The sequence below is a fragment of the Aquaticitalea lipolytica genome, from assembly GCF_014641635.1.
GTDB classification, from domain to species: Bacteria; Bacteroidota; Bacteroidia; order Flavobacteriales; family Flavobacteriaceae; genus Aquaticitalea; species Aquaticitalea lipolytica.
The window spans coordinates 57,935-83,652 of the sequence record NZ_BMIC01000002.1; the positions used below are offsets into that span (position 1 = coordinate 57,935).

Genomic DNA, 25,718 nt, shown 5'->3' on the forward strand with positions numbered 1-25,718 from the left:
GAAATTAAGATGTCAAATTTAAAATTAGGAATTAACGGATTCGGTAGAATTGGACGTATAGTATTTAGAGCAACTCTAAAAAAACCAGGAGTAGATGTAGTTGCAATTAACGATTTATTAGAAGTAGAACATTTAGCATATTTATTAGAGTACGATTCTGTTCATGGCAGATTTGATGGTACTATTGAAGTGAAAGATGGACATTTAGTTGTTAACGGAAAAACAATTAGAGTGACTGCAGAAAGAGATCCAAAAAACCTAAAATGGGATGAAGTAGGAGCAGATGTTGTTGCAGATTGTACAGGTATTTTTACCACTTTAGAAACTGCAAATTATCATATTATAGCTGGAGCTAAAAAAGTAGTTATTTCAGCACCAAGTAAAGATGCTCCAATGTTTGTAATGGGAGTAAATCACAAAGAAGTAAAGACCTCAGATAAAATTGTATCTAACGCATCTTGTACAACAAATTGTTTAGCTCCAATGGCTAAAATACTAGATGATAATTTTGGTATCGAAGAAGCTTTAATGACAACTGTACATGCTACTACAGCAACACAATTAACGGTTGATGGTCCTTCTAGAAAAGATTATAGAGGTGGTCGTAGTGCTTTAGTTAATGTTATTCCTGCTTCAACAGGAGCTGCAAAAGCAGTAGGTAAAGTTATTCCTCATTTAAACGGAAAATTAACAGGAATGGCATTTCGTGTACCAACAGCTGATGTTTCAGTGGTAGATTTAACATTCAGAACCAAAAAAGAAACATCATTAGAAGAAATTAAAAAAGCATTTAAAGAGGCTTCTGAAGGATCAATGAAAGGTATTGTTGGCTATACTGAAGAAATGGTGGTTTCATCTGATTTTATTGGTGAAACTTGTACTTGTGTTTTTGATGCTGATGCTTCAATAGAGTTAAATTCTAGATTCTTTAAAACAGTAGGTTGGTATGATAATGAGTTTGCATATTCAACTAAATTAGTTGAGTTAGCACAACACATACATTCTTTATAATTATAACAATATATTCCGTGAAAGTTCTGCTATATTTGTTATAGTGATAATTTTTACGGAATTTTTTATTCATAAAATATATGATTTTAATTGTTGATAGTGGTTCTACAAAAGCAGATTGGATTTCTGTAGATAATAATGGAAAACAGCTTTTAGAAAAAATAAGAACACTTGGTTTAAATCCAGCAATTCTTAAAGAGAAAAAGATTTATAAAATAATTAAATCTAGTGATGAATTAATGCAGCATAGAAAAGATGTCACACATATCTTTTTTTATGGAGCAGGCTGTGGTACAGAAAAACCACGTTTACAATTAAAAGCTATACTAGAAGATATTTTTATTAATGCTGAAGTAGATGTGCAAGAAGATACTTATGCAGCAGTAAGAGCAACGTTAAGTCATGATGATGAAGCTGCAGTAGTTTGTATTTTGGGGACAGGTTCTAATTGTAGTTATTATGATGGAGAACGTTTACATCAAAAAATAAAGTCGTTGGGTTACACGCTTATGGACGACGCTTCAGGGAATTATTATGGTAAAGAATTAATAAGAGATTATTACTTTAATCATATGCCAGAAGTTATTAAAGTATCATTTGCAGATAAGTATAATCTAGATGCAGATTATATTAAATACAACCTTTACAAACAGCCAAATCCTAATGCGTATTTAGCGAGTTTTGCTGAATTTTTATTTTTGAATAAAGACTCAGAATACATTCAAAACCTTATTAAACAAGGTATAAGACGTTTTGCAAAAAACATGATTTTACAGTTTAAAAATGAAATTGAAGTTGTTCCTGTACATTTTGCAGGTTCGATTGCATTTTTCTGTAAAGATGAAATACATGAAGTAGCAAAAGAACTTAATTTTAAAGTCGGTAACATTGTTAGAAGACCAATTGAAGGATTGGTAACTTATCATACAAATCAATTATAATGGAAATTGCATTAATTGCTCATGATGGAAAAAAAGCCGAAATGGTTCAGTTTTTAAATGAGCATAGAGAGATATTACATCAAAAAGAAATTACACTTGTATCTACTGGTACAACAGGTAAAAAGGTAAAAAAAGCAGGTTTTGAGGTTTTAAGATTGTTGTCTGGACCTTTAGGTGGAGATGCTCAAATAGCTGCAAGAGTCGCTGAAGGTAAATGCAATATGGTTTTGTTTTTTAGAGACCCTTTAGAAAAGCATCCTCATGAGCCAGATGTTTTAATGCTTATGCGCTTATGTGATGTACACGACGTACCATTAGCTACAAATCCTGCTACTGCTGCATTATTAATGAAAGGGCTTTAAACTTAACTATTCATTGTAAACCCTGTTTTCTTGCTCTTCAACTCTTATAAAAGTTGTACGTTTTGTCAGTTCTTTAAGTCGTTGTGCTCCAACATAAGTACAGGTGCTTCTAACGCCTCCTAAAATATCTTGTAATGTAGTTTCTACTTTACCTCTGTAAGGTACTTCAACAGTTTTACCTTCGCTTGCTCTATATTCTGCAACACCACCAACATGCTTATCCATTGCTGTTTCAGAGCTCATGCCATAAAATAGCTTATAAGTTTTTCCGTTTTTCTCAACAATGTCACCACCACTTTCATCGTGTCCAGCAAGCATTCCACCAAGCATAACAAAATCTGCTCCAGCACCAAATGCTTTAGCAACATCACCAGGAGTTGCACAACCACCATCACTAATAATTTGTCCTCCTAATCCATGAGCAGCATCAGCACACTCAATAATAGCAGATAATTGCGGATAACCAACACCTGTTTTTACACGTGTTGTACAAACCGAACCTGGACCAATACCAACTTTTACAATATCTGCTCCAGCAAGCAAAAGCTCTTCAACCATTTCGCCAGTAACTACATTACCAGCAATAATAACTTTATCAGGATATTGGTTTCGAGTTTGTTTTACAAAGTTTACAAAGTGCTCAGAATAGCCATTTGCTACATCTATACAAATAAATTTAAGATCGTTTTGCAACTCTAAAATAGCTTTTAGCTTTTCAGCATCATGTTTTCCTGTTCCTGTGCTTATAGCAATGTAATCGTGTAAGTACTTAGGAGCGTTAGATAAAAATGCTTCCCATTCTTGTATAGAGTAGTGCTTATGTATTGCAGTAAAAAGTTTGTGTTTTGATAGCGTTAAAGCCATTTCAAAAGTGCCAACAGTATCCATATTTGCAGCCATAATAGGTATGCCTTTCCAAACAGTTGTACTATGTAAAAACTTAAATTCTCTATCTAAATTTACCTGAGCTCTACTTTTTAGGGTAGAACGTTTAGGTCTAATCATAACATCTTTAAAGCCTAGCTTTATATCATATTCTATTCGCATTGTCGTGACATATTTGGTTACTATCAAATGTACGTACTATGCATAAATTTTAAAGCTATAATTTACTATTTTGAAGAACGATTTATTAACAACTGTTTATATAATGGTTAATATCGTAAATGTAAGTTTATTGATTATAAAATTAAAAAAAGCTAACTTCGTTTAACTAGTGATATAGATAATTAAAACAATCTATATTGTTGCATTAGCTACAATTATGAGTAAAATCGATAAGAAAGAAATATTAGTTAGTAGTGCAAAATCCATTTTTGGAGTAATTCCATTTGCTGGTACTGCACTTAATGAACTTTTTTTTGAATATAATGGTTCCATAAAACAAAAGAGGCTAAATAATTTTATTGATATTCTATCAGAATATTTTGCGAAAAATTCAGATGTCAAAATTGAGAATATAAAAACAGAAGATTTCAATGATATCTTTGAGTCTGTTTTAAGAAGAGTTGTACAAACAAAATCAGAATTGAAATTAATTCGCTTTAAGGATATATTAATTACTCAACTAAATAATCCAATTCAAGAAATTGAGCTAGTGGAGTTATATTTAGATTTGATAAGTTCTTTGTCTGAAGAAGAAATTTCCATTTTACATGGCCACAGAAATTTTGACCTTAACTATGAAGAAGAAATAAATAATCTCAACAAACTACGAGACGAGTTGAATCAAATAACTGAAAAACAAAAACGAGAAACGATAATTATTAATCAATCTAGATACCATGATGATGAAGTTAGAGTGAAATCTGGAATTGAAGAAATTGAAGACAAAATTGAACCACTAAAAAAATTAAGAACATCTGAATATTACGAATTATCATATCAAAAATTTGAATTCTATAAACAAAGATTATTTTCAAAAGGTTTACTAGTTGATAATCGTATGAATAGAAATGGAAGTTTTGCTTTTCAAAATATGGGAATCACTGAATTTGGACTTGAGTTTCTTGATTTTATAATTAATAGTGAAAAATAACAGTAGCTAACAACGTGTATAATTAATTACTACGAATTTTATAGTCGGAAAATGATTCGCGCACTTTTCCGTAACAAGCCATACACAACAGTGTTAAACAACTCTCTTAAAAACTCTGTTAATAAATCTTAAATTTGGTATTGTGTAACAAATTGGTTTGACTTATCTTTGCCATAGTTATAAAAAAAGAACACCACATGTTTGAATTTGATCAATATTTAGGATTTTTAGCATTTTTAACCATATTAACTATCGGTTTTTGGTTAATGATATTTTTAATAACTTTTGTAATTCCTTATTGGATTGGTGGTTCATTAATTGAGCGCCTTAAAGAAATAAGAGAAGAAAAGAAAGCAAAACGTGATGCTGCAACACATTAATTGTGTTTAAATAATATAAAAAAAAGGAAGCTAAATAGCTTCCTTTTTCTTTTTATAGTGTTTTGGGTTTATCCTTCAAATTCAAAATCATCTCCACCACCATTGTTTTGACCTCTGTCTCTTTGTTGTTTCTTTTGTTGATTAAAACGGTAAGTAAACGATACATTAAAGCTACGTTGTCTCCATTGAAACTCAGAATAGCTATCAAAAGTAGACGTAAATGAATCTGTAACACGTTTTCTGGTGTTAAACACATCACTAATATTAAATGCTATTGACGCTTGATCTTTAAAAATATCTTTACTAAACGCTAAATCTGTAGAGAACATTCCTTTGCTTTTATTTTGTGCATCTTCACGTGGTCCCATATAAAATAAACGTGTTTGCCAATCTATATTTCCAGGTAATGTGTATTTGTTATTTAATCTTACAAACCAGCTTAAGTTTTCTGCACCATAATCTACACCATTATAAAAACCTTCTGTAATAGATTGGAATAAGTTGAAATTTCCATTAATATTCCAGTCTTTAGTTGGTCTGTATGTTAATGTAAACTCAAATCCATAACGATCGTTAGTTGCCAAATTTATTGGAGAACGTCTAATAACTGGTACTTCTGTACCATTAACTGTTGCTGTTTCACCTGTATCTTCAGTTATAAACGTAAAAGCATCAGTACCTCTTTCATAATAAATAGAAGAGTTTAAAGTTACTTTTCCGAAACGGTTTAAATATCCTAAATCTACTTTGTTAGAATAACTTGGGTCTATATCAGGATTTCCTTGAAATAGGTTAGTAGCACTACTTCTTGAAGGGAACGGATTGATAAATCGAGAACGAGGACGACTAATTCTTCGGTTGTAACCTAATTGTAAACTTTGTTTATCTGAGATTTCATAACCTAAATTAACAGTAGGAAATAAACCTATATAGTCTTTTTTCTGTAAATCATTAGTAGTTAATTGGTTTATACTAATACGTGTAGATTCCATTCTTAAACCAAGTAAATAAGAGAATTTGGTTTTTATTTTGCTACCAAACTGTGAATACACAGCATTTATTTGTTCTTTATAAATTAAGTTATTACTAACATCTGTATCTAAAACAAAGTCTCCATTTTCATTAAACTCTAAAGTATAATCAGTATCTAACTCATTAAAATTACCTCTATATCCAACTTCAAATTGGCTGTTTTCACCAATTGGTAAAACATAATCTGCCTGTAATAATACCTCATTTTGTTCTTGTATTGTTTTTACACGCTCTGCATCATTACCATCTTGAGAAATTAAAGATTTTTCAGTTTCATCATTAGTTTCATATTGAAAGTCGAATGTTAACTTATGTTGACTATTACCACCAAATTGCTTATCAAAATTTAGCGCATATTGGATTGTTTTGTCATCTTCAAATTCTGGATCGAAACGAAATGAACGGTTAATTAGGCTACCATCTGTATCTAATCTATCAATTGTATTTGTAGTATTATTTTCTTCATCACTATTTCTGTATACAATAGAAGTAGTTAGTGAAGCAGTATCAGTTATATACCATTCTACACCAAAATTAGTGCTTAACCCTTTACTTTGACGATCTGTTTTTCGTGTTTCATTTAAAAAAGTATCTGGATCGTCAGAAATTAAGTTTCCGTTATCATCAAAAACTCTATTAAAATACTGTGTTTCGGTTAATGATCTTCCTGGAGACTCTCTATAGCTATAACCTGTAGTATTAAAAAAGTTAAAATCACCTGTTCTGTAGTTAATGTTTCCTGAAATACCTGCACTTGTAGGATGACCAGCATTTGCTGTTATAGCACCATTTAAACCTTGAAGTTTACTTCTTCTTAAAATAATATTTAAAATACCAGCAGTTCCTTCGGCATCATAACGTGCTGAAGGAGATGTGATAACTTCAACACGCTCAATAGATTCAGCAGGTAATTGACGTAAGGCATCAGTGGAGTTTAAACCAACTAAACCAGAAGGTTTACCATTAATTAAAATTCTAACATTTTCATTACCTCTAAGTGATACATTACCTTCAACATCAACTGAAACAGAAGGTACATTATCTAGTACATCACTTACAGTACCACCACGAACAGTTAAATCTTTACCAACATTATATATTTTTTTGTCTAGCTTTATTTCTACTGTAGTACGTTCTGCAATAACTTCAACTTCACCTAACGATTCAACATCTATTGCAATTCCTAATATACCTAAATCGGTATCTTTATTTAATATTTTATTAGGTATTGATTTGGTTTTATATGAAATATACTCAACACTCACATCATAAGTGCCAGAAGGAACTGTAATGCTAAAATTACCTGAAGCATCTGTAATTCCTCCTGTTATTATTTTGTTTTCTTTTTTACTAAAAAAGACAATAGTTGCATATTCTAAAGGTTGGTTTACATCTTTATCTAATACAGTCCCTGTAACGGTAACTTCGGTTTGTGCAAAAATAAAACTTGTAAATAATGATAAAATAATGGTTAATTTAAATGGATTCTTCATAGTAATTAGTTAGATTTTTTATTTCTTTTCTTCTTCTGTTTTTTTATTTCTGAATTGTTATTCTGGGTGAAGTTTTTAATAGCATTCATTGTATCTTCTGAGACAATATCCTTTATATCAGCAAAATGATTAATGTCTAAAGACTTTAATTGCTCTTCTTTTTCAAAATATTTTAAATCAGCTGTTTGTATTGCCTTTTTTTCTTGGTAATACGATTGAATTTTTTGCTTAATAATTTCTTTTTGAAAATCATCAGCATTTAATAGCTTAATAAATTCTAGAATACGATCATTATGATCTTCTATAAATTTTTTTTCAAGACGTTCTCTTTGTATTTGTTCATCACTTTTGTTTTGCGCATGAGATTGCGAAACAGATATTAGAAGTAATAAACCAATGGTGTAAAAAATTCTTACAGACATAAACCTTGTATTGACATTATATTAAAACATAAGACTACAAAAATAGAGCTTGGTTTAATGCCTATTGGTTAAAGTTCTGTTAAAGAAAAAACTTATAAAATGTCTAAAACCTTTTCTGTAGGACGACCTATAACTGCCTGATTACCATTGATTACAATTGGTCGCTCAATAAGTTTAGGGTTTTTGGTCATTAAAGTGATTAGTTTAGCATCAGAAAGATTGAGGTGTTTGTAACTTTCTTTCCAAAGTGCTTCATTAGTTCTAATAAGCTCAATTGGCTTTAGTTTTAGAAGTTTTAAGAGATTTTTGAGTTCATCTCTTGTTGGTACATCATCAAGATAGTTGATAATTGTATAAGGTTTTCCAGAATTTTTAAGTAATTCTAAAGCACATCTCGATTTGCTGCACCTATTATTATGGTAAATAGTAATCATAAATTGTTGTTATCTTCTTCTTTTTGACCCATCATCATTAAATATGCTTTCAAAAACTCGTCAATATAACCATCCATAACATCATCAACATTACCAGTCTCTTGACCAGTTCTTACATCTTTTACTAATTTATATGGATGCATCACATAATTACGAATTTGACTTCCCCATTCAATTTTCATCTTACCAGCTTCAATATCATCACGTTGTGCTAATTGTTTTTGTAGTTCAATCTCATACAATTGTGATTTTAACATTTGTAAAGCTCTTGCTCTATTGTCATGTTGTGAGCGTGTTTCTGAACATGAAATTTGAATGCCAGTTGGTTTATGTGTTAACTGCACTTTAGTTTCTACCTTGTTTACATTTTGTCCACCAGCTCCACTAGAACGAGCAGTAGTAATTTCAATATCAGCAGGATTGATTTCTATTTCAATTGTATCGTCAACTAAAGGATACACATAAACAGATGCAAAACTTGTATGACGTTTTGCATTACTATCAAAAGGAGAAATACGTACCAATCTGTGCACTCCATTTTCGCCTTTAAGCCAACCAAAAGCAAAATCACCTTCAATTTCTAATGTTACCGTTTTTATACCTGCAACATCACCTTCTTGAAAGTTAAGCTCTTTAACCTTAAAACCACTTTTTTCAGCATACATTAAATACATACGCATAAGCATACTTGCCCAATCGCAACTTTCGGTTCCGCCAGCACCAGCAGTAATTTGCAAAACAGCACTCAATTTATCACCTTCATCAGAAAGCATGTTTTTGAATTCTAGCTTTTCAATTTGGTCTGAAGCTTTATTGTATTGTGTATCGACTTCTTCGGCTGAAACGTCATCAGCCTTATAAAACTCATAAAAAACTTCTAATTCTTCAATTAGAGTTTTGGCAGTAGTGTAATCTTCAACCCATTTTTTCTTTTCTCTAAGCGATTGCATAATAAGTTCAGCTTGCTTGGAATCGTTCCAGAAATTTGGGTCAAATGTTTTTTCTTCTTCGTTAGATATTTCAATAGTTTTGGCATCTATGTCAAAGATACCTCCTCAACGCTCCAAGGCGTTCTACAAGATCCTTTATTTGATCAGATGTAGTCATAGTAGTTTAAATTTTAAGCAAATGTAAAGCTTAATGTTTCATTGTAAAACCATTTTTCATTAAATTTTTAAAGTAATTTATGTAGTTTTATGAATTAATTATCCATTATGAAAAAAATCACAAGTATCCTCGTATTTCTTATCGTTGTAAGTAATTCATTTTCACAAGTTTTAAAAGATAAAAAACTTCAGAATTATAAAGGTTATTTTAATTTTTATTATGAAGAATCTCAAGATAAAATCTATCTAGAAGTGGATAAATTAGACCAAGAGTTCTTATATATAAGTTCTTTAGCAAGTGGTGTTGGTTCTAATGACATTGGATTAGATAGAGGTCAACTAGGAGCAGAGCGAATTGTAAAGTTTGTTAAAGCAGGAAATAAGCTTTTATTAGTGCAGCCAAATCAAGACTATAGAGCCATAACAGATAATGCTCTAGAGAAAAAAAGTGTAGAACAAGCGTTTGCAAAATCAGTTCTATTTGGATTTAAGATTGAAGAGCAAAGTGAAGGTAAGTATATTATTGATTTTACGCCATTTTTAATGGTCGATAGACATGAAGTTGCAAATAGACTTAAAGCGCAAAATGAAGGTGTTTATAAATTAGATTTAAGCAAAAGTGCATTATCATTAGAACGAACTAAAGCATTCCCTAAAAATGTAGAGTTTGAAGCTTTATTAACATTTGAAGGTGAACCTAAAGGTAGAAATATTAGAAGTGTTACACCTACATCATCTTTAGTAAGTGTTATTCAACATCATTCGTTTATTGAGTTGCCAGATAATAATTATAAACCAAGAGGATTTGATACGCGTAGTGGTGCAATTTCTATTTCATATATGGATTATGCTACACCAATTCAAGAATCAATTACCAAACGTTATGTGACACGTCATCGATTGGAAAAGAAAAACCCTGAATTAGCTATTAGTGAAGCTGTTGAGCCTATTATTTATTATCTCGATCCAGGAACTCCAGAGCCAGTACGTTCTGCTTTATTAGAAGGTGCGCGTTGGTGGAATCAAGCTTATGAAGCGATAGGTTTTAAAGATGCGTTTCAGGTGCAAATGCTACCTGATGATGCAGATCCAATGGATTGTAGATATAATGTAATACAATGGGTTCATCGCTCAACAAGAGGGTGGAGTTATGGTGGTAGTGTTACAGATCCACGAACAGGAGAAATTATTAAAGGTCATGTAAGTTTAGGAAGTTTACGTATACGTCAAGATTTTTTAATTGCTCAAGCGTTGCTAAACAAACCATTTGCTGAACGAGACGATAATTATCAACCAATGTTAGACATGGCTTTGGCTAGAATTCGCCAATTAAGTGCTCATGAAGTTGGTCATACAATAGGTTTTGCTCATAATTTTGCAGCAAGCACAAATAACCGAGCATCTGTTATGGATTATCCACATCCTTTAGTGAGTTTAACTAATGGCAATATCGATTTAAGTAATACTTATGCTACAGGAATTGGCAATTGGGATAAAGTCACTGTTGCCTATACTTATACACAATTTGATAAGAATACAAACGAAAAAGAAGCGCTAAATTCTATTTTAGAGAAAGCACAACAAGACGGATTGCGATTTATATCAGATTCTGATGCTCGTGCTGAAGGTGGAGCACATGCTTACGCTCATTTATGGGATAATGGTAAAAGTGCTTCAGAAGAATTAGAAAATGTATTAAAGGTCAGAGAAAAAGCAATTTCTAATTTTTCAAAAGACAATATTCGTACAAATGAGCCTTATTCAGTTTTAGAAGATGTGTTTGTGCCTTTGTATTTCTTTCATCGTTATCAAACAGAAGCTGCAGCAAAAGTTGTTGGTGGTTTAGATTATAATTATTCAGTTAAAGGAGACAATCAATTTACTTCTAGAGTTGTTGATGTTAATTTACAGAAAGCGGCTTTAAATGCGCTTTTAAAAACAATCTCAGCTGAAACATTAACTATTCCAAAGGAAAAACTCAATTTATTTCCTCCTAGAGCTTTTAATTACTCGCGTACTCGTGAGTCGTTTGCAAGTAAAACTGGTGTTGCTTTTGATCCTTTAAGCGCTGTATCAACATCTAGTGATATGACATTAGGTTTATTACTTCATCCTCAACGTGCAAACAGATTAATTCAACAAAAAAGTTTGGATAACACTCAAATTGGATTGGATGATGTTTTTAAAAGCCTAATAGACAATTCATTCAAAAAAGCATATAAAGATGATTATTTAAACGAAGCACAACAGATGATTAATGCTAATGTGCTTAAATATATAATGAATTTGGCTGTTAATGATAATGCATTCTTACAAGTAAAAGCTTTGGCAAACGATGCTATTTATGAAATTTCACAAAGTTTGTATGCTAAAGATAAAAAGTATGAGAATAAATATGCTTCGCAATATGGACGTTTAATTTCAGAATTTAGAGAGCATCCTGAAAAATTTAAACTTGAAGAATCACCTAAAATTCCTGATGGTTCACCAATTGGAACTGATATATGTAGTTATACCTCAAATTAAAAAATAAAATGATAATAGATTTAAGAAGCGATACGCTTACAAAACCAACACAAGGCATGTTAGATGCTATGATGAGTGCCAAAGTTGGTGATGATGTATATAAAGAAGATCCAACAGTAAATGAGTTAGAAGAGCGCATTGCTGATATGTTTGGCAAACCTAAAGCACTGTTTTTTCCAACTGGGACAATGGCAAACCAAACAGCAATTAAATTACATACTAATCCTGGAGATCAAGTTATTTGCGATTCTAATGCACATATTTATCATTATGAAGGAGGTGGTGCTTCATTTAATAGTGGTGTGTCTTGTAAATTGCTTCAAGGTGAAAGAGGTATGTTTACAGCAGAGCAGGTTATTGAAGCTATAAATCCACCAGATTTTTATCATAGTCCGCTAACAGCTTTGGTTGAAATTGAAAACACAGCAAATAGAGGAGGAGGTTCATGTTGGGATTTTGAAGAACTTAAAAAAATAAGAACCGTTTGTAATGAACACGAATTAGGATACCACCTCGATGGAGCTCGTATTTGGAATGCTTTAGTAGCAAAACCAGAAACTGGTAAAGATTACGGACAAATATTTGATACTATGTCGGTTTGTTTAAGCAAAGGTTTAGGTTGCCCAATTGGTTCAGTATTAGTTGGAGATGAAGACATTATGGAAAATGCTATTAGAATTCGTAAAATACTAGGAGGTGGAATGCGCCAAGTTGGATTTTTAGCAGCTGCAGGATTATATGCATTAGACAATCATATAGATAGATTAGCTGAAGATCATCAAAAAGCTAAAGAAATTGGGCAAGAATTATTTGCTTTAGATTTTATAAAAAGAGTTGAGCAAGTTGAAACCAACATCATCATTTTTGAGTTAGAAAACAAAGCTGATGAGCCTAAATTTTTAAAAACACTTGCAGATAAAAATATACGTTTAAGTGGTATGGGAAATGGAAAACTTCGCATTGTTACTCACTTAGATTACACCAATGATATGCACGAATATTTTTTAAATGAATTGAAAGGTTTAAAATTTTAAATAATAAAAAAAGAAGCTTGAGAGCTTCTTTTTTTATTTAAACATATCTAATCCAGGAATATTAGGCATTCCATCTTTCGCAACAGCAGCTAATTCAGTTTCATTAACTCTAGTTGCTTTTTCTATGGCTTTGTTTAAGGTAAGAATTAAATAATCTTCCAACATATCTTTATCTTTCAATAAATCATCATCAATTGATATTGACTTGATGGTTCTATTGGCTGTCAACGTGACTTTCAGTTTATCGTCGTTGCTTTTTTCGTCAACTAGCACATGATTTAAGCGCTCTTTAGTTTCTTCAACTTTCTTTTGGGTTTCTTTGAGTTTATTCATCATTCCCATCATATCTCCAAACATAATCTTGCTGTTTTAAAATTAGATGTCAAAATTAATAAAAGATTGAAAATATATTTGTCTTTTTCTACCTATTCTTTATTCTGAATAAAACCCTATTTTTGCAAACTTCTTAATGGGATTAATACAATGACAAAAACAGTGGTTTTGCCTCCAAAAGCAAAAAAAATACCTAAAGAACTTATAGCACATAACGATGTTAGAGTTGATGATTACTTTTGGTTGAACGATAGAAAAAACAAAGAGGTTATTAAATACTTGAATGACGAAAACGAGTATTATGATGCAATGACTTCTAAATACAGAGATTTTGAGAGTTCTCTTTTTGAAGAAATGAAGGCTCGCATAAAGGAAGATGATGAGTCTGTACCATATAAATATAATGGCTATTGGTATATTGTTAAGTACGAAACAGGTAAAGATTACCCAATATATATACGAAAAAAAGATACTTTAAAAAATCCTGATGAGTTGTTATTTGACTGTAATGAAATGGCTATAGGTCATGATTACTTTAAGTTAGTAGGATTGAGTGTTAGTCCAGATAACTCTATGATTTCGTTTGCAATTGATTTAACAGGACGACGAAACTATACATTACAAGTTAAGAATTTGGTTACTGGTGATATTATGCTTGATGCTATTAAGAATACAACAGGTTCTTCAACTTGGGCTAACGACAACAAAACCCTATTTTATACTAAAAAGGACTTAAAGACCTTACGTTCAGATAAAATTTACAAACATAAGCTAGGCACAACTTCAAGAAAAGATACTGTTGTTTTTCATGAAGAAGATGACACGTTCGGAGTGGCAGTTTATAAATCGAAATCAAGAAAATATTTAGTTATTGCTTGCTATAGCACTCTTACAAACGAATATCATGTTTTAAATGCAGATACTCCAGATGAGCCATTTAAAGTATTTCAAGAGCGTGTTAGAGGTTTAGAGTATAGTATATCACACTATGACAATCATTTTTATATAGTTACAAACCTGAATAACGCAACTAACTTTAAATTAATGAAAACTCCAGAAACAGCAACCCAACTTGCTAATTGGACAGATGTTATTCCTCATAGAGACAATGTATTGTTAGAAGATATTGACATATTTAAAGACTTCCTTGTTATTAGTGAAAGAACTAATGGATTGAATCTTATAAGAATTAAAAGTTGGGATAATTCTGAAGATTACTATTTGCCATTCGATAACGAAACGTATTCGGCTTATACATCTACAAATGTAGATTTCGATACAGTTATTTTACGTTATGGTTATAATTCCATGACAACACCTTCATCAACTATCGATTTTAATATGGTTACCAAAGAAAAAACTGTATTAAAAGAACAAGAAGTACTAGGAGGTAAGTTTGATAAAAACAATTATGAATCTGAGCGTGTTTGGGCAACTGCTGATGATGGTACAAAAATTCCAATATCAATGGTTTATAAAAAAGGAATGCAGCACGATAGTAACAATCCTACATTGCTTTATGCTTATGGTTCATATGGTCATACAGTCGATCCTTATTTTTCTAGTATAAGATTAAGTTTGTTAGATAGAGGCTTTATTTATGCCATTGCACATGTTAGAGGAGGAGAATACCTTGGTAGAAATTGGTATGAAGATGGGAAATTACTTAAAAAGAAAAACACATTTTCAGATTTTATAGCTTGTTCAAAGTTTTTAATCAATGAAAAATATACTTCATCAAAGCATTTGTATGCATTAGGAGGTAGTGCTGGAGGTTTACTTATTGGAGCAGTCATAAACCAAGCACCAGAATTATACAATGGAGTTATTGCTGCTGTTCCCTTTGTTGATGTGGTAACAACAATGTTAGATGACAGCATTCCGCTTACTACAGGAGAATATGACGAATGGGGAAATCCTAACGACAAAACATATTATGAGTATATGAAATCATATTCGCCGTATGACAATGTAAAGCGTCAAAATTATCCACATATATTAGTAACTACAGGATTGCACGATTCGCAAGTACAGTATTGGGAACCAGCAAAATGGGTTGCTAAACTTCGTGACTATAAAACAGATAGTAATAAATTGCTTTTAAAAACCAATATGAAAGCAGGACATGGTGGTGCTTCAGGGCGATTTGAAGCTTTAAAAGAAGATGCAGAAGAGTATGCTTTTTTACTAGACTTGGAGAATGTTAATACTTAATTAAAAAAAATCTTGTATTTTTGCGAGGTTTTAGGTTACATTTTTATAAATTGGAACTGGTAAATAGCATTTATGAAAGAAAATATTCAGGTATTTGATAACGTTTTACAGTTAATAGGTAAAACTCCACTTATCAAATTAAATAGTATGACTTCTGGGTTTAATGGTGAGTTTTACGCAAAAGTAGAAGGATTTAATCCAGGTCATTCATCAAAAGATAGAATAGCATTACACATTATTGAAGAAGCTGAACGTCAAGGTATTTTAAAACCAGGCGACACTATTATTGAAACTACTTCAGGTAATACTGGTTTTAGTATAGCTATGGTAAGTATTATCAAAGGTTATGAATGTATTTTAGCTGTAAGCTCAAAATCGTCAGCAGATAAAATAGATATGTTAAAATCTATGGGAGCAAAAGTTTATGTGTGCCCAGCACATGTTAGCGCAGACGACCCAAGGTCTTATTATCAAGTAGCAAAACGATTACACGAAGAACTTAAAGGTTCAATATATATAAATCAATATTTTAATCAATTAAATATTGATGCACATTATAGCTCTACTGGTCCTGAAATATGGAAACAAACCGAAGGAGAGATTACACATTTAGTAGCTTGTAGTGGAACAGGAGGAACAATTTCTGGAACAGCAAAATTCTTAAAAGAGCAAAACCCAAATATTAAAGTAATTGGAGTTGATGCATTTGGTTCTGTATTGAAAAAATATCATGAAACAAGAGAGTTTGATGAAGCAGAGATTTATCCTTACAGAATAGAAGGTTTAGGTAAAAACTTAATTCCTACTGCAACAGATTTCGATCTTATAGATAAGTTTATTAAAGTAACAGACGAAGAAAGTGCACATACTGCAAGAGAAATCTCAAAATCTGAAGGTTTATTTGTAGGTTACACAAGTGGAGCAGCAATGCAAGCACTTAAGCAGCTAAATGAAGAAGGAGAATTTAAAAAAGGAGATAAGATTGTTGTTATTTTTCCAGATCATGGTTCACGTTATATGAGTAAAATATATAGTGATAAGTGGATGGAAAAGCAAGGCTTTTTTGATAGCGAAAACGAAGCTACAGTAGAAGCAATTCAATATATAAAATAGCAAAATGATAAATAAAAATGTCCTATTGCATTGTATAATGCGGTAGGATTTTTTTGTGATGAAAATGTTATAAACTGATGTTTATAATTAAATTATGCTATGAAAAGATATTTATTTAATTTTGTCCCAACTAACAAAGACTAATTTAAGTTAAATGGAAACCCTAATGATTGAATATGTTCCAATTTGTTCAATACTTATAGTTACATCTGACCGCTAAAAACAATTGATTGATTTATGAAAGATTTATTTGAGAAAATATACAAGGATAAAGGTCCTCTTGGCAAATGGGCTGCTCAAGCAGAAGGTTATTTTGTCTTTCCAAAATTGGAAGGTCAAATTTCTAACAGAATGCAATTTCAAGGCAAAGATGTTATTACTTGGAGTATTAATGATTATTTAGGTTTGGCAAACCATCCAGAAGTTCGTAAAACAGATGCTCAGGCAGCAGCAGATTATGGTTCTGCTTATCCTATGGGAGCACGTATGATGTCTGGTCACACAAACCTACACGAAACTTTACAAAAAGAGTTAGCTGAATTTGTTAATAAAGAAGCGGCTTACTTATTAAATTTTGGTTACCAAGGAATGGTGTCTACTATAGATGCATTGGTAAGCAAAGACGATATTATTGTTTATGACGTAGATGCTCACGCTTGTATTATTGATGGTGTGCGTTTACACATGGGAAAACGCTTTACTTACAAGCATAATGATGTAGAAAGTTTAGAAAAAAACCTGGAGAGAGCTACCAAAATGGCTGAACAAACTGGAGGAGGAATTTTAGTGATTTCTGAAGGTGTATTTGGAATGCGTGGAGAACAAGGAAAACTTAAAGAAATTGTAGCGCTTAAGAAAAAATACAATTTCAGATTTTTAGTTGATGATGCTCATGGTTTTGGTACATTAGGTAAAACTGGTGCAGGTGCAGGAGAAGAACAAGGCGTTCAAGATGATATTGATGTATACTTTGCAACATTTGCTAAATCATTAGCTAGTACTGGTGCTTTTATTGCAGGTGATAAAGAGATTATGGATTATTTAAAGTATAATTTACGTTCTCAAATGTTTGCAAAATCACTACAAATGCAATTGGTAGTTGGTGCTCGTAAGCGTTTAGAAATGCTTAAAACAATGCCAGAACTTAAAGATAAGCTTTGGGAAAACGTAAATGCACTTCAATCTGGTCTTAAAAAACGTGGATTTGATATTGGAACTACGCAAAGTTGTGTAACTCCTGTGTATTTAAAAGGAAGTATTCCAGAAGCCATGGCTTTAGTTAAAGATTTACGTGAAAACTACGGAATATTCTGTTCGATAGTTGTGTATCCAGTGATACCAAAAGGATTAATTTTATTACGTTTAATCCCTACTGCTACACATACTATGGAAGATATTAATGAGACACTTAATGCTTTTGATGGAATTAGAAGCAGATTAGAAAACGGTACCTATAAACGCCTTTCTGCTGCAGTTGCTGCTGCTATGGGTGAATAGAGAATACCATTTTATATATAAATAAAAATCCGATGCTAAAACATCGGATTTTTTTATATAATATCTTTCTTTACAGTTTTTCGTCGCTTAAAAACTTCTGGAGAAAAATGCTTCCATATTTGGTGAATTGCATAATTATCTTCTAGCTCAGGAGTTCTAATACAATTTTGAATGCCTTTTTTTGTAAATATATTGTAGTATTCATTAAAAATTACTGCATGAACGCCTTTGTTTTGATATTCTGGATGCACACCTATTAAGTAAAACACTACATCTTTACTGTTCTTTTTTGCACTTATAATATGTCTAAACCCAAACGGAAATAACTTTCCTTTAGTTTTTTGTAATGCTTTTGAGAAAGAAGGCATAACTATAGCAAATGCCACTAAATTATCTTCTTTGTCAACAACAAACTTGATATACTCAGGATTTATAAAACTGATAAACTTCTTTTTAAAATATTCTTTTTGAATATCTGTAATAGCCACAAACGATGATAAAGAGGCATATGAAGCATTAAATAAATCAAACATTTTGTCTGCATAAGGCATAACTTCCGAAGTCTTTTTAAAATCTAACGCTCTTAATTCATAGCGTTTTTTAATAAGCTCTTGTGCTTTTAAGAAAAATTCTGGTTTTACATTTTTAAAAGGGAATCTGCTTTCAGAGTATAGTTTTTCATCTTTAAAACCTAGCTCTGCAAAATGGTCAACATAATATGGATAATTATACCAAGTAATCATATTACCTAGATGCTCATATCCTTCGGTCATTAAACCAACTTTATCTAAATTTGAAAATCCAACAGGACCTTCTACATACTCAAGATTATTGGCTTTACCTATTTCAAAAACTTTATCTAAAAGCGCTTTAGTAACCTCTACATTATCAATAACATCAAACCATCCAAAACGCATTTTTTTCTGACTCTGATTTTTTACCTCCAACCAGTTAATTATAGCAGCAACACGACCAACAACTTCATTGTTCTTGTAAGCTAAAAAGAAACGAGCCTCTGCATCATTAAAAATTGGATTTTTCTTCTTGTCAAAAGTGTCTAACTCTTGCGATATAATGGGAGGAACCCAATATTTAGAATCTTTATATAAGTTAAAAGGAAACTTAACGAACGTAAGCATATCCTTTTTGGTTACTGCTTCTTTAATTTCAATCATAAAGTGCCATCATCTTTAAAATCAACATCTTTTTTATTCTTTTTATTTCTAGATTGACGTTTTCCTTCTTCTTTAGCTGAATTACCATTATCAACTTCCTTATCTCTATGAAAATCCAGTCTATAAGAAGCACCAAAATTAACACTAAATACAGAAGGAGTATCTTTTGTATTAAATGTTAAAGCAGTATCTAATTGAAAATCTTTACTCCATAAATAAGCGCCTCCAAAACGGAATAAATTATCGGCATAAAAATCACTTTTAATTCCTTGTGCTTCTCCAAAAATCACCCATTTAGGATTAAATGAATGTGTAAGTGTTAATATATATTGAAAATCTGAATAATCAGAACCAATTCTGTCTTTAACTAAATTCATAACAAAAACCCATCCACCATTAAAATTATTTTGTGTAATAATAGCAACTTTAGGGCTAAAGCCTTCTACATCTGGAGCCACATAAGGATTGTTTTTAGTATCATAATTTGCACCAGCATAAACCGCTACAGCAGGAATTAAACTTTTCCATTTAAACTTTTGATTTGCTTTCCAGCTGTATATATTTGGTTTTTCCTCGCCAGCTTTTCTATAAGGATCGTAGACCATGTATTTTGCTCCAAGTGTAAAGTTTTTAAAATTAGAGCGTTTATCTTCAAATGGAATAGACGAACTATTATAAGTTTTAGTATCATTCTGGTAAGTCCCTTGAAGATTTATTTCTAATTCTTCTAATAAAAGACCATATCGCGCTGCAAAATCAATTCCAAAACCAGACACGTCATACCTTAATGGTGTATGCTCTTCCTTTAGTATGTATGGTCCTGCTTCAAATTGAATTACTCCTGGTCCAACAGCAAATGCACTTTGCGAGACACCTGGTCTGTTAGAATTAATAACCTCTGTATACTGGCTATAAGCAGAGTAGGTTGCTACTAAAAAAAGTAAAGTCAAATAGGGTTTAATTGAATTCATAGTGCTTCAGATTAAGTTCAAATATAGAGATTTTATATTTTTTTTAAGAATATATAACTGTTTTTAAATAGCGATAATTGTATTTTTGAAAAAATATTTTTTTCATGTTACAAATGGCATCCTTTACAGGTTTTTTAAGAACCATTTTAATTATTTTATTAATCTATTACGGATTAAAAATATTAATGCGAATTTTTGCTCCTTTTTTAGTTCGTTATATGTCTAAAAAAATGCAGGAACGCTTTGGAGATCAGTTTCAACAGCAGCAACATGCTAATGACAGAAACCGTCCAAAAGAAGGTGAAACAGTAATTGATAAAATGCCTAACAAAGCCAAAACTTCAGATAAAAAAGTTGGTGAGTACATAGATTACGAAGAAATTGATTAATTTTCACATCAATTTTACATCATAAACATTCATGCAAGCATCCTTAAAAAAGCTATTACCTCATATTTTAGTAAGTATTGGGTTTATCGTTATTTCTTTATTATACTTTAATCCTGTTTTGAGTGGAAAGCAGATATTTCAGAGTGATATAATGCACTATATTGGGATGTCTAAACAACAAAACGATTTTAGAGCCAATAATCAGGAAGAAACTTATTGGACCAATAGTGCTTTTGGTGGTATGCCAACGTATCAATTAGGTGCAAAATATCCTCATAATTATATAAAAAGTTTAGATTCTGCGTTACGCTTTTTACCAAGACCTGCTGATTATCTGTTTCTGTATTTTTTAGGGTTTTATATTCTATTGTTAACGTTAAAAGTAGATTTTAAACTCGCAGCACTTGGTGCATTAGCCTTTGGCTTTTCTACATATCTTATTATAATTCTTGGTGTAGGTCATAACAGTAAAGCACACGCTATTGCATATATGCCTTTAGTGTTAAGCGGAATATTACTCACTTTTCAACAAAAATATGTATTAGGTTTTTTACTCACAACTGTAGCTATGGCTTTAGAAATTGGTGCAAATCATTTTCAGATGACCTATTATTTAATGCTATTGGTTATTGTATTAGGAATTGTATACTTAATTGATGCTTACAAAAAGAAAATATTACCTCATTTTTTTAAGGCTGTAGGCTTATTGGTTGTTGCTGTAATTATTTCGGTAGGACTGAATGCTACAAATATTATGGCTACACAAGAGTATGTTAAAGAAAGTACTCGTGGCAAAAGTGAAATTACAATTAATCCTGACGGAACAGCAAAAGAAGTTACAACAGGATTAGATAAAGACTATATTACAGAATACAGTTACGGAATATTAGAGACTTTTAACTTGTACATTCCTAGATTTATGGGTGGAGGTAATGGTGAAGATGTTGGTAAAGATTCTGAGATTTATAAATTTTATACAAATATTGGAGCCAGTCCAGTTGAAGCGCTTAACGAATCGAAAAGCACACCTACATATTGGGGAAAACAGCCTATAGTTGAAGCTCCTGCGTATATTGGAGCAGTTGTTTTATTCTTGTTTGTGTTTGCTTTGTTCTTAGTAAAAGGTCGTTTAAAATGGTGGCTTGTAGGTGGAACAATTTTATCACTTCTTTTGTCTTACGGAAAGAATTTAGATTTCTTAACCAATTTCTTTATCGATTATGTGCCTTTATATAACAAGTTTAGAGCTGTAAGTTCTATTCAAGTTATTTTGGAATTATGTATTCCAATACTAGCAATCTTTGGGCTAGTGAGGTTATTTAATGATTTTGAAGGTGATGACAAAAAACTAAAAGCACTAAAATATACAGCAATAATTACAGGTGGATTAGCTGTTCTTTTCTTGTTGTTTAAATCGTCATTTAGCTTTGTTGGAGCAAATGATGGCTATTACAGACAAGTTTATGGTGAATATGGTGAAAGTTTTGTTAGAGCATTAAAAGACGATAGAAAAGCAATGTTTACTACAGATACGCTTCGAACTTTAGTGCTGGTATTACTTTCGGCAGGAACAATTTTTATGTTTTTGAAGAAAAAACTATCTGAAAAATTAGTAGTCGTAGTTTTTGCAGTATTGATAGTATTCGATTTAGTTAGTGTAGACAGACGATATGTAAATGAAGACAACTTTGTGTCGTCTATTCAAGTTAATAAACCATATTCAGCTAATGAAGCCGATTTAGAGATTATGAAAGACACAACACACTTTAGAGTGTTTGATGTTACTTCTGGAGCAGCAAGAGCATCTTATTTTCATAACTCATTAACAGGATATCACGCAGCCAAATTAGGTCGTTATAATGAATTATTCGATTTTCATATTGCCAGAAACAATATAAATGTACTGAATATGCTAAATACAAAGTACATTATTGCTGATGATGATAAAGGCAATATATTTCCTTATGAAAATGAAGATACTAATGGTAATGCTTGGTTTGTAAGTGAAGTAAAACAAGTAGGTTCTGCCAATGAAGAGTTAACAGGTTTAGAGAGTTTAGATAATAAAAATATTGCTATTACTACACAATCAATACCTAAACGTAATTTTACAGTAGATTCAACTGCAAGTATCAGTATTACAGAATATAAACCTAATTACTTAAAGTATAAGTCTAATAATATTAACGATGGATTTGCAGTGTTTTCTGAAATTTATTATGCTGACGGTTGGCAAGCTTTTATTGATGGAAAAGCAGTTCCTCATTACAGAGTAAATTATGTTTTAAGAGCTTTAGAAATACCTAAGGGTAATCATACTATAGAATTTAAATTTGAGCCTAAAGTTATTCAAACAGGAAGCAGCATTGCACTAGCAAGTTCTATTTTACTAGGCTTATTAATTTTAGGCGGATTGTTTTACGAGTTTAAGTATAAAGCCAAAGAAAGTGCATAAAAAAGCACTCATCATAACGTATTATTGGCCACCAGCTGGTGGTCCTGGTGTACAACGTTGGTTAAAATTTGTAAAATATTTACCAGATTACAATATTCAACCAATTGTTTATTGCCCAAAAAACCCAAGCTATCCTATTGTAGATGAGAGTTTAACTAAAGAACTATCAAAAGACATTGTAGTATTAAAGCAACCTATAAAAGAACCTTATAAACTTGCTAGATTGTTTTCAAAAAAGGCAGCTTCAACGATTAGTTCTGGTGTTATTCCAAAAGAGAAAAAGCAGTCTGTTATTGAAAAAGTAATGCTCTTTGTTAGAGGTAACTTTTTTATTCCAGATGCTCGTAAAAACTGGGTTAAACCATCTGTAGATTTTCTAACAGATTATATTCAAAAAGAGAATATTGAGACCATAATTACAACTGGTCCTCCACACAGCTTACATCTTATAGGTTTACAATTAAAACAAAAGCTAGATGTAAAGTGGATTGCCGACTTTAGAGATCCTTGGACAACAATAGGTTATCACAAAAAACTTAAGCTCACAAAGGCATCGCAACTAAAGCATCAGGATTTAGAACTTAAAGTATTAAATTCTGCTGATCAACTTATTGTAACTAGTGAGAATACAAAGCGTGAGTTTGAATTTAAAACAAATCAGCCAATAGCAGTGATTACTAATGGTTATGATACTACAATTTCAGAAAAGCCTAAAAAGGATTCAAAATTTACAATAGCGCATATTGGCTCCTTATTATCAGAGCGAAACCCTAAACATCTTTGGGAAGCTTTAAGCGAACTTATAAATGAAAATGAAGCGTTTAAGGCTGATTTTGAATTGAATTTAATTGGTGTTGTAAGCGACGATGTATTGCAAGAGATATATTCGCATAATCTTAAAGATTATACTAATGTTGTAGGTTATGTTAGTCACGACGATGCTATTAAAGCTCAAATGCAATCGCAAGTATTGTTATTAATTGAAATTGATTCAGAAGACACTAAAGCAATTATTCCTGGAAAGCTATTTGAATATATGATTTCTAACACACCAATATTAGCTATTGGTCCAAAAGATTCAGATGTTGAACGTATAATAAAATCAACAAACACAGGAGCTTACTTTTTTTATGAAGCGAATAACACTTTAAAATCGCAAATTTTAACGTATTTTAATGCCTATAAAGAAAACACATTGGTTACTCAACCAATAGGTTTGAAGCCATATAGTAGAAAAGAATTAACAAAAACCTTGTCAGAACTCATCTAATGGGAATAGTTACAAGTCAATCGTTTAAAAACACAATTACTACCTATTTAGGTTTTGGTATTGGAGCCCTAAACACGTTGTTTTTGTACACGTATTTTATTTCAGACCAATATTATGGTTTAGTGGCTTTTATTCTTTCTACAGCTAATATTATGATGCCATTAATGGCGTTTGGAGTTCATAATACCATTATAAAATTCTACTCAACATTTAAAACAAAAAACTCGCTCAATAGTTTTTTAACCTTGATGCTGTTTTTACCTCTTTTGCTTATTATTCCTATTGGTTTAATAGGTTGTTTTACTTATGAGGCAATTGGAGAACTTATCTCACAAAAAAATCCTATTGTAAAAGATTATGTGTGGTACATTTATGTTACTGCAATTGCAATGGCTTATTTTGAAGTCTTTTTTGCGTGGTCTAAAACACAATTGCAAACGGTGTTTGGTAACTTTATGAAAGAAGTATTTCATAGAGTAGGTGTGATGCTTCTTTTGTTTGCTGTGTATTTTCAGTGGATTAATGTCGATGAGTTTATTTTAGGTGTTATTGGCGTTTATATTTTAAGAATGATAATCATGAAGCTTTATGCGTATAGCGTGAAGTTTCCTGTGCTTAAATTTTATAAGATTGAAAATATTGGTGCCATCTTAAAATACTCGTCTTTAATAATTATTGCAGGTTCAATTGCGACTATTATTTTAGATATCGATTCTTTTATGTTAGGGCTTTATATTCCTATTGAAAAAGTGGCGTATTATGGTGTTGCAATTTACATAGCAACAGTAATTGTAGTGCCTTCACGCTCAATGCAGCAAATACTTCAACCTTTAACTGCTCAATATCTTAATGATAATAATAAAGTCGCGCTTAAAGATTTGTATGTAAGAAGCTCGCAAACACTATTTGTAATTGGTGGTTTCATATTTTTAATTATTGTATTAAATATCAATCAATTGTACGAACTAATTCCTGAAGAGTTTAGTGGTGGACTTATTGTTGTGTTTTTAGTTGGAGTTGCCAAATTGTACGATTGCTTAATGGGTTGTAATAACGTTGTATTATTTAATAGCGATTATTATAGAGTTGTATTGCTATTTGGAGTACTATTAACAATACTTACTGTGTTTTTAAATATGCTGTTTATACCAATGTTTGGAATTAACGGTTCAGCTTTTGCGACATTTTTAGCTATTTCAATCTATAATACTATAAAAATATACTTTGTAAAGAAGAAGTTTAATATGATGCCTTTTACTATAGATACAGGCAAAGTATGTGTTTTAATAATTGTAAGTATAGTATTGTTTTACTTCTGGGAATTTCCTTTTCATCCCATTGTTAATATTGCATTAAAAACAATGTTAGTGACTCTACTTTATGTTTTGGTGATTTTAAAACTTAATGTCTCTGAAGATATTTCACTTGTAATTAAAAAGTATTTACGACTTAAATAAAAAGGGAAAATCCCGCAAGGTGCTTTGAGGCATACGACATGCAGGACTTTCCAACTAACCAACCA

22 protein-coding genes are annotated in these 25,718 nt (G+C 31.4%); 14 read left to right on the forward strand and 8 right to left on the reverse strand.

The genetic code is table 11. The features are described 5' to 3' along the window. Nucleotides 1–9: 9 nt before the first annotated feature. The 3 genes from gap to IEW41_RS07140 all read left to right on the forward strand — a co-directional run bounded on the left by gap (nt 10) and on the right by IEW41_RS07140 (nt 2,314). Nucleotides 10–1,011: a type I glyceraldehyde-3-phosphate dehydrogenase gene (gap, locus tag IEW41_RS07130; protein WP_188605652.1), complete on the forward strand. Its 1,002-nt coding sequence runs from the start codon at nt 10–12 to the stop codon at nt 1,009–1,011. An 80-nt stretch (nt 1,012–1,091) separates the two neighbouring features. Beyond that, a complete protein-coding gene (locus IEW41_RS07135) occupies nt 1,092–1,952 on the forward strand; it encodes an N-acetylglucosamine kinase (protein WP_188605653.1) in 861 nt (286 codons plus the stop codon). Then, the gene (locus IEW41_RS07140; RefSeq protein WP_188605654.1) at nt 1,952–2,314 is read left to right on the forward strand and encodes a methylglyoxal synthase; all 363 of its coding nucleotides are present in this window, start codon (nt 1,952–1,954) and stop codon (nt 2,312–2,314) included. Before IEW41_RS07135 ends, IEW41_RS07140 begins: the two co-directional genes overlap by 1 nt. 6 nt (nt 2,315–2,320) lie before the next feature. Here IEW41_RS07140 and IEW41_RS07145 read toward each other — a convergent pair whose 3' ends face one another. Continuing rightward, entirely contained in the window at nt 2,321–3,361 is a 1,041-nt protein-coding gene (locus IEW41_RS07145; RefSeq protein ID WP_188605655.1) for a GMP reductase, read from the reverse strand. A 217-nt stretch (nt 3,362–3,578) separates the two neighbouring features. Between IEW41_RS07145 and IEW41_RS07150 the strand changes: the two genes are divergently transcribed. After that, the gene (locus IEW41_RS07150; RefSeq protein ID WP_188605656.1) at nt 3,579–4,352 is read left to right on the forward strand and encodes a hypothetical protein; all 774 of its coding nucleotides are present in this window, start codon (nt 3,579–3,581) and stop codon (nt 4,350–4,352) included. A 197-nt stretch (nt 4,353–4,549) separates the two neighbouring features. Further along, nucleotides 4,550–4,732: a hypothetical protein gene (locus IEW41_RS07155; RefSeq protein WP_188605657.1), complete on the forward strand. Its 183-nt coding sequence runs from the start codon at nt 4,550–4,552 to the stop codon at nt 4,730–4,732. 68 nt (nt 4,733–4,800) lie between these two features. Here IEW41_RS07155 and IEW41_RS07160 read toward each other — a convergent pair whose 3' ends face one another. The 4 genes from IEW41_RS07160 to prfB all read right to left on the reverse strand — a co-directional run bounded on the left by IEW41_RS07160 (nt 4,801) and on the right by prfB (nt 9,220). Continuing rightward, nucleotides 4,801–7,257, reverse strand: coding sequence for a TonB-dependent receptor (locus tag IEW41_RS07160; RefSeq protein WP_188605658.1), 2,457 nt, complete (start codon nt 7,255–7,257; stop codon nt 4,801–4,803). 5 nt (nt 7,258–7,262) lie between these two features. After that, entirely contained in the window at nt 7,263–7,679 is a 417-nt protein-coding gene (locus IEW41_RS07165) for a hypothetical protein (RefSeq protein ID WP_188605659.1), read from the reverse strand. A 92-nt stretch (nt 7,680–7,771) separates the two neighbouring features. Continuing rightward, entirely contained in the window at nt 7,772–8,113 is a 342-nt protein-coding gene (gene arsC / locus IEW41_RS07170) for an arsenate reductase (glutaredoxin) (RefSeq protein ID WP_188605660.1), read from the reverse strand. Next, nucleotides 8,110–9,220, reverse strand: a protein-coding gene (prfB, locus tag IEW41_RS07175; protein ID WP_188605661.1) for a peptide chain release factor 2 whose coding sequence is annotated in 2 segments (ribosomal slippage) — nt 8,110–9,156 and nt 9,158–9,220 — 1,110 coding nt in all. Because the reading frame shifts where the segments join, the coding sequence is not laid out codon by codon here. The genes arsC and prfB overlap by 4 nt, the downstream gene beginning before the upstream one ends. 107 nt (nt 9,221–9,327) lie before the next feature. Between prfB and IEW41_RS07180 the strand changes: the two genes are divergently transcribed. Further along, nucleotides 9,328–11,745 carry a zinc-dependent metalloprotease gene (locus IEW41_RS07180; RefSeq protein WP_188605662.1) on the forward strand — a complete coding sequence of 806 codons (2,418 nt, stop codon included), beginning with the start codon at nt 9,328–9,330 and terminating at the stop codon, nt 11,743–11,745. Nucleotides 11,746–11,753: 8 nt separating this feature from the next. Next, entirely contained in the window at nt 11,754–12,779 is a 1,026-nt protein-coding gene (locus IEW41_RS07185; RefSeq protein WP_188605663.1) for a threonine aldolase family protein, read from the forward strand. A 33-nt stretch (nt 12,780–12,812) separates the two neighbouring features. On the opposite strand, the gene IEW41_RS07190 is transcribed toward IEW41_RS07185, so the two are convergent. Further along, nucleotides 12,813–13,136, reverse strand: a complete 324-nt coding sequence (locus tag IEW41_RS07190) for a YbaB/EbfC family nucleoid-associated protein (protein WP_188605664.1) — start codon at nt 13,134–13,136, stop codon at nt 12,813–12,815. Nucleotides 13,137–13,262: 126 nt separating this feature from the next. Here IEW41_RS07190 and IEW41_RS07195 point away from each other — a divergent pair, with 126 nt between their 5' ends. From IEW41_RS07195 to capB, 3 genes are all read left to right on the forward strand, one after another. Beyond that, nucleotides 13,263–15,326 carry a S9 family peptidase gene (locus IEW41_RS07195; protein ID WP_188605665.1) on the forward strand — a complete coding sequence of 688 codons (2,064 nt, stop codon included), beginning with the start codon at nt 13,263–13,265 and terminating at the stop codon, nt 15,324–15,326. Between the two features lie 72 nt (nt 15,327–15,398). Next, nucleotides 15,399–16,439, forward strand: a complete 1,041-nt coding sequence (gene capA / locus IEW41_RS07200) for a cysteate synthase (RefSeq protein WP_188605666.1) — start codon at nt 15,399–15,401, stop codon at nt 16,437–16,439. 237 nt (nt 16,440–16,676) lie between these two features. Then, nucleotides 16,677–17,936 (forward strand): cysteate-C-fatty acyltransferase, encoded by a 1,260-nt coding sequence (capB, locus tag IEW41_RS07205; protein ID WP_188605667.1) that lies wholly within the window; start codon nt 16,677–16,679, stop codon nt 17,934–17,936. Between the two features lie 53 nt (nt 17,937–17,989). Here capB and IEW41_RS07210 read toward each other — a convergent pair whose 3' ends face one another. Then, on the reverse strand, nt 17,990–19,111 hold the full coding sequence (locus IEW41_RS07210; RefSeq protein WP_188605668.1) for a GTP cyclohydrolase: 1,122 nt from the start codon (nt 19,109–19,111) through the stop codon (nt 17,990–17,992). After that, nucleotides 19,108–20,082 (reverse strand): transporter, encoded by a 975-nt coding sequence (locus tag IEW41_RS07215; protein WP_188605669.1) that lies wholly within the window; start codon nt 20,080–20,082, stop codon nt 19,108–19,110. The genes IEW41_RS07210 and IEW41_RS07215 overlap by 4 nt, the downstream gene beginning before the upstream one ends. A 113-nt stretch (nt 20,083–20,195) precedes the next feature. Here IEW41_RS07215 and IEW41_RS07220 point away from each other — a divergent pair, with 113 nt between their 5' ends. Genes IEW41_RS07220 through IEW41_RS07235 form a run of 4 tightly spaced genes read left to right on the forward strand, consistent with a single transcriptional unit; the run spans nt 20,196 to nt 25,653 of the window. After that, nucleotides 20,196–20,471 carry a DUF4834 family protein gene (locus IEW41_RS07220; RefSeq protein ID WP_308419847.1) on the forward strand — a complete coding sequence of 92 codons (276 nt, stop codon included), beginning with the start codon at nt 20,196–20,198 and terminating at the stop codon, nt 20,469–20,471. A 31-nt stretch (nt 20,472–20,502) separates the two neighbouring features. Further along, the gene (locus tag IEW41_RS07225; RefSeq protein WP_188605671.1) at nt 20,503–22,926 is read left to right on the forward strand and encodes a YfhO family protein; all 2,424 of its coding nucleotides are present in this window, start codon (nt 20,503–20,505) and stop codon (nt 22,924–22,926) included. Continuing rightward, on the forward strand, nt 22,919–24,196 hold the full coding sequence (locus tag IEW41_RS07230; RefSeq protein ID WP_188605672.1) for a glycosyltransferase family protein: 1,278 nt from the start codon (nt 22,919–22,921) through the stop codon (nt 24,194–24,196). The genes IEW41_RS07225 and IEW41_RS07230 overlap by 8 nt, the downstream gene beginning before the upstream one ends. Beyond that, nucleotides 24,196–25,653 carry an oligosaccharide flippase family protein gene (locus IEW41_RS07235; RefSeq protein WP_188605673.1) on the forward strand — a complete coding sequence of 486 codons (1,458 nt, stop codon included), beginning with the start codon at nt 24,196–24,198 and terminating at the stop codon, nt 25,651–25,653. Before IEW41_RS07230 ends, IEW41_RS07235 begins: the two co-directional genes overlap by 1 nt. The last annotated feature ends 65 nt before the right edge of the window (nt 25,654–25,718 follow it).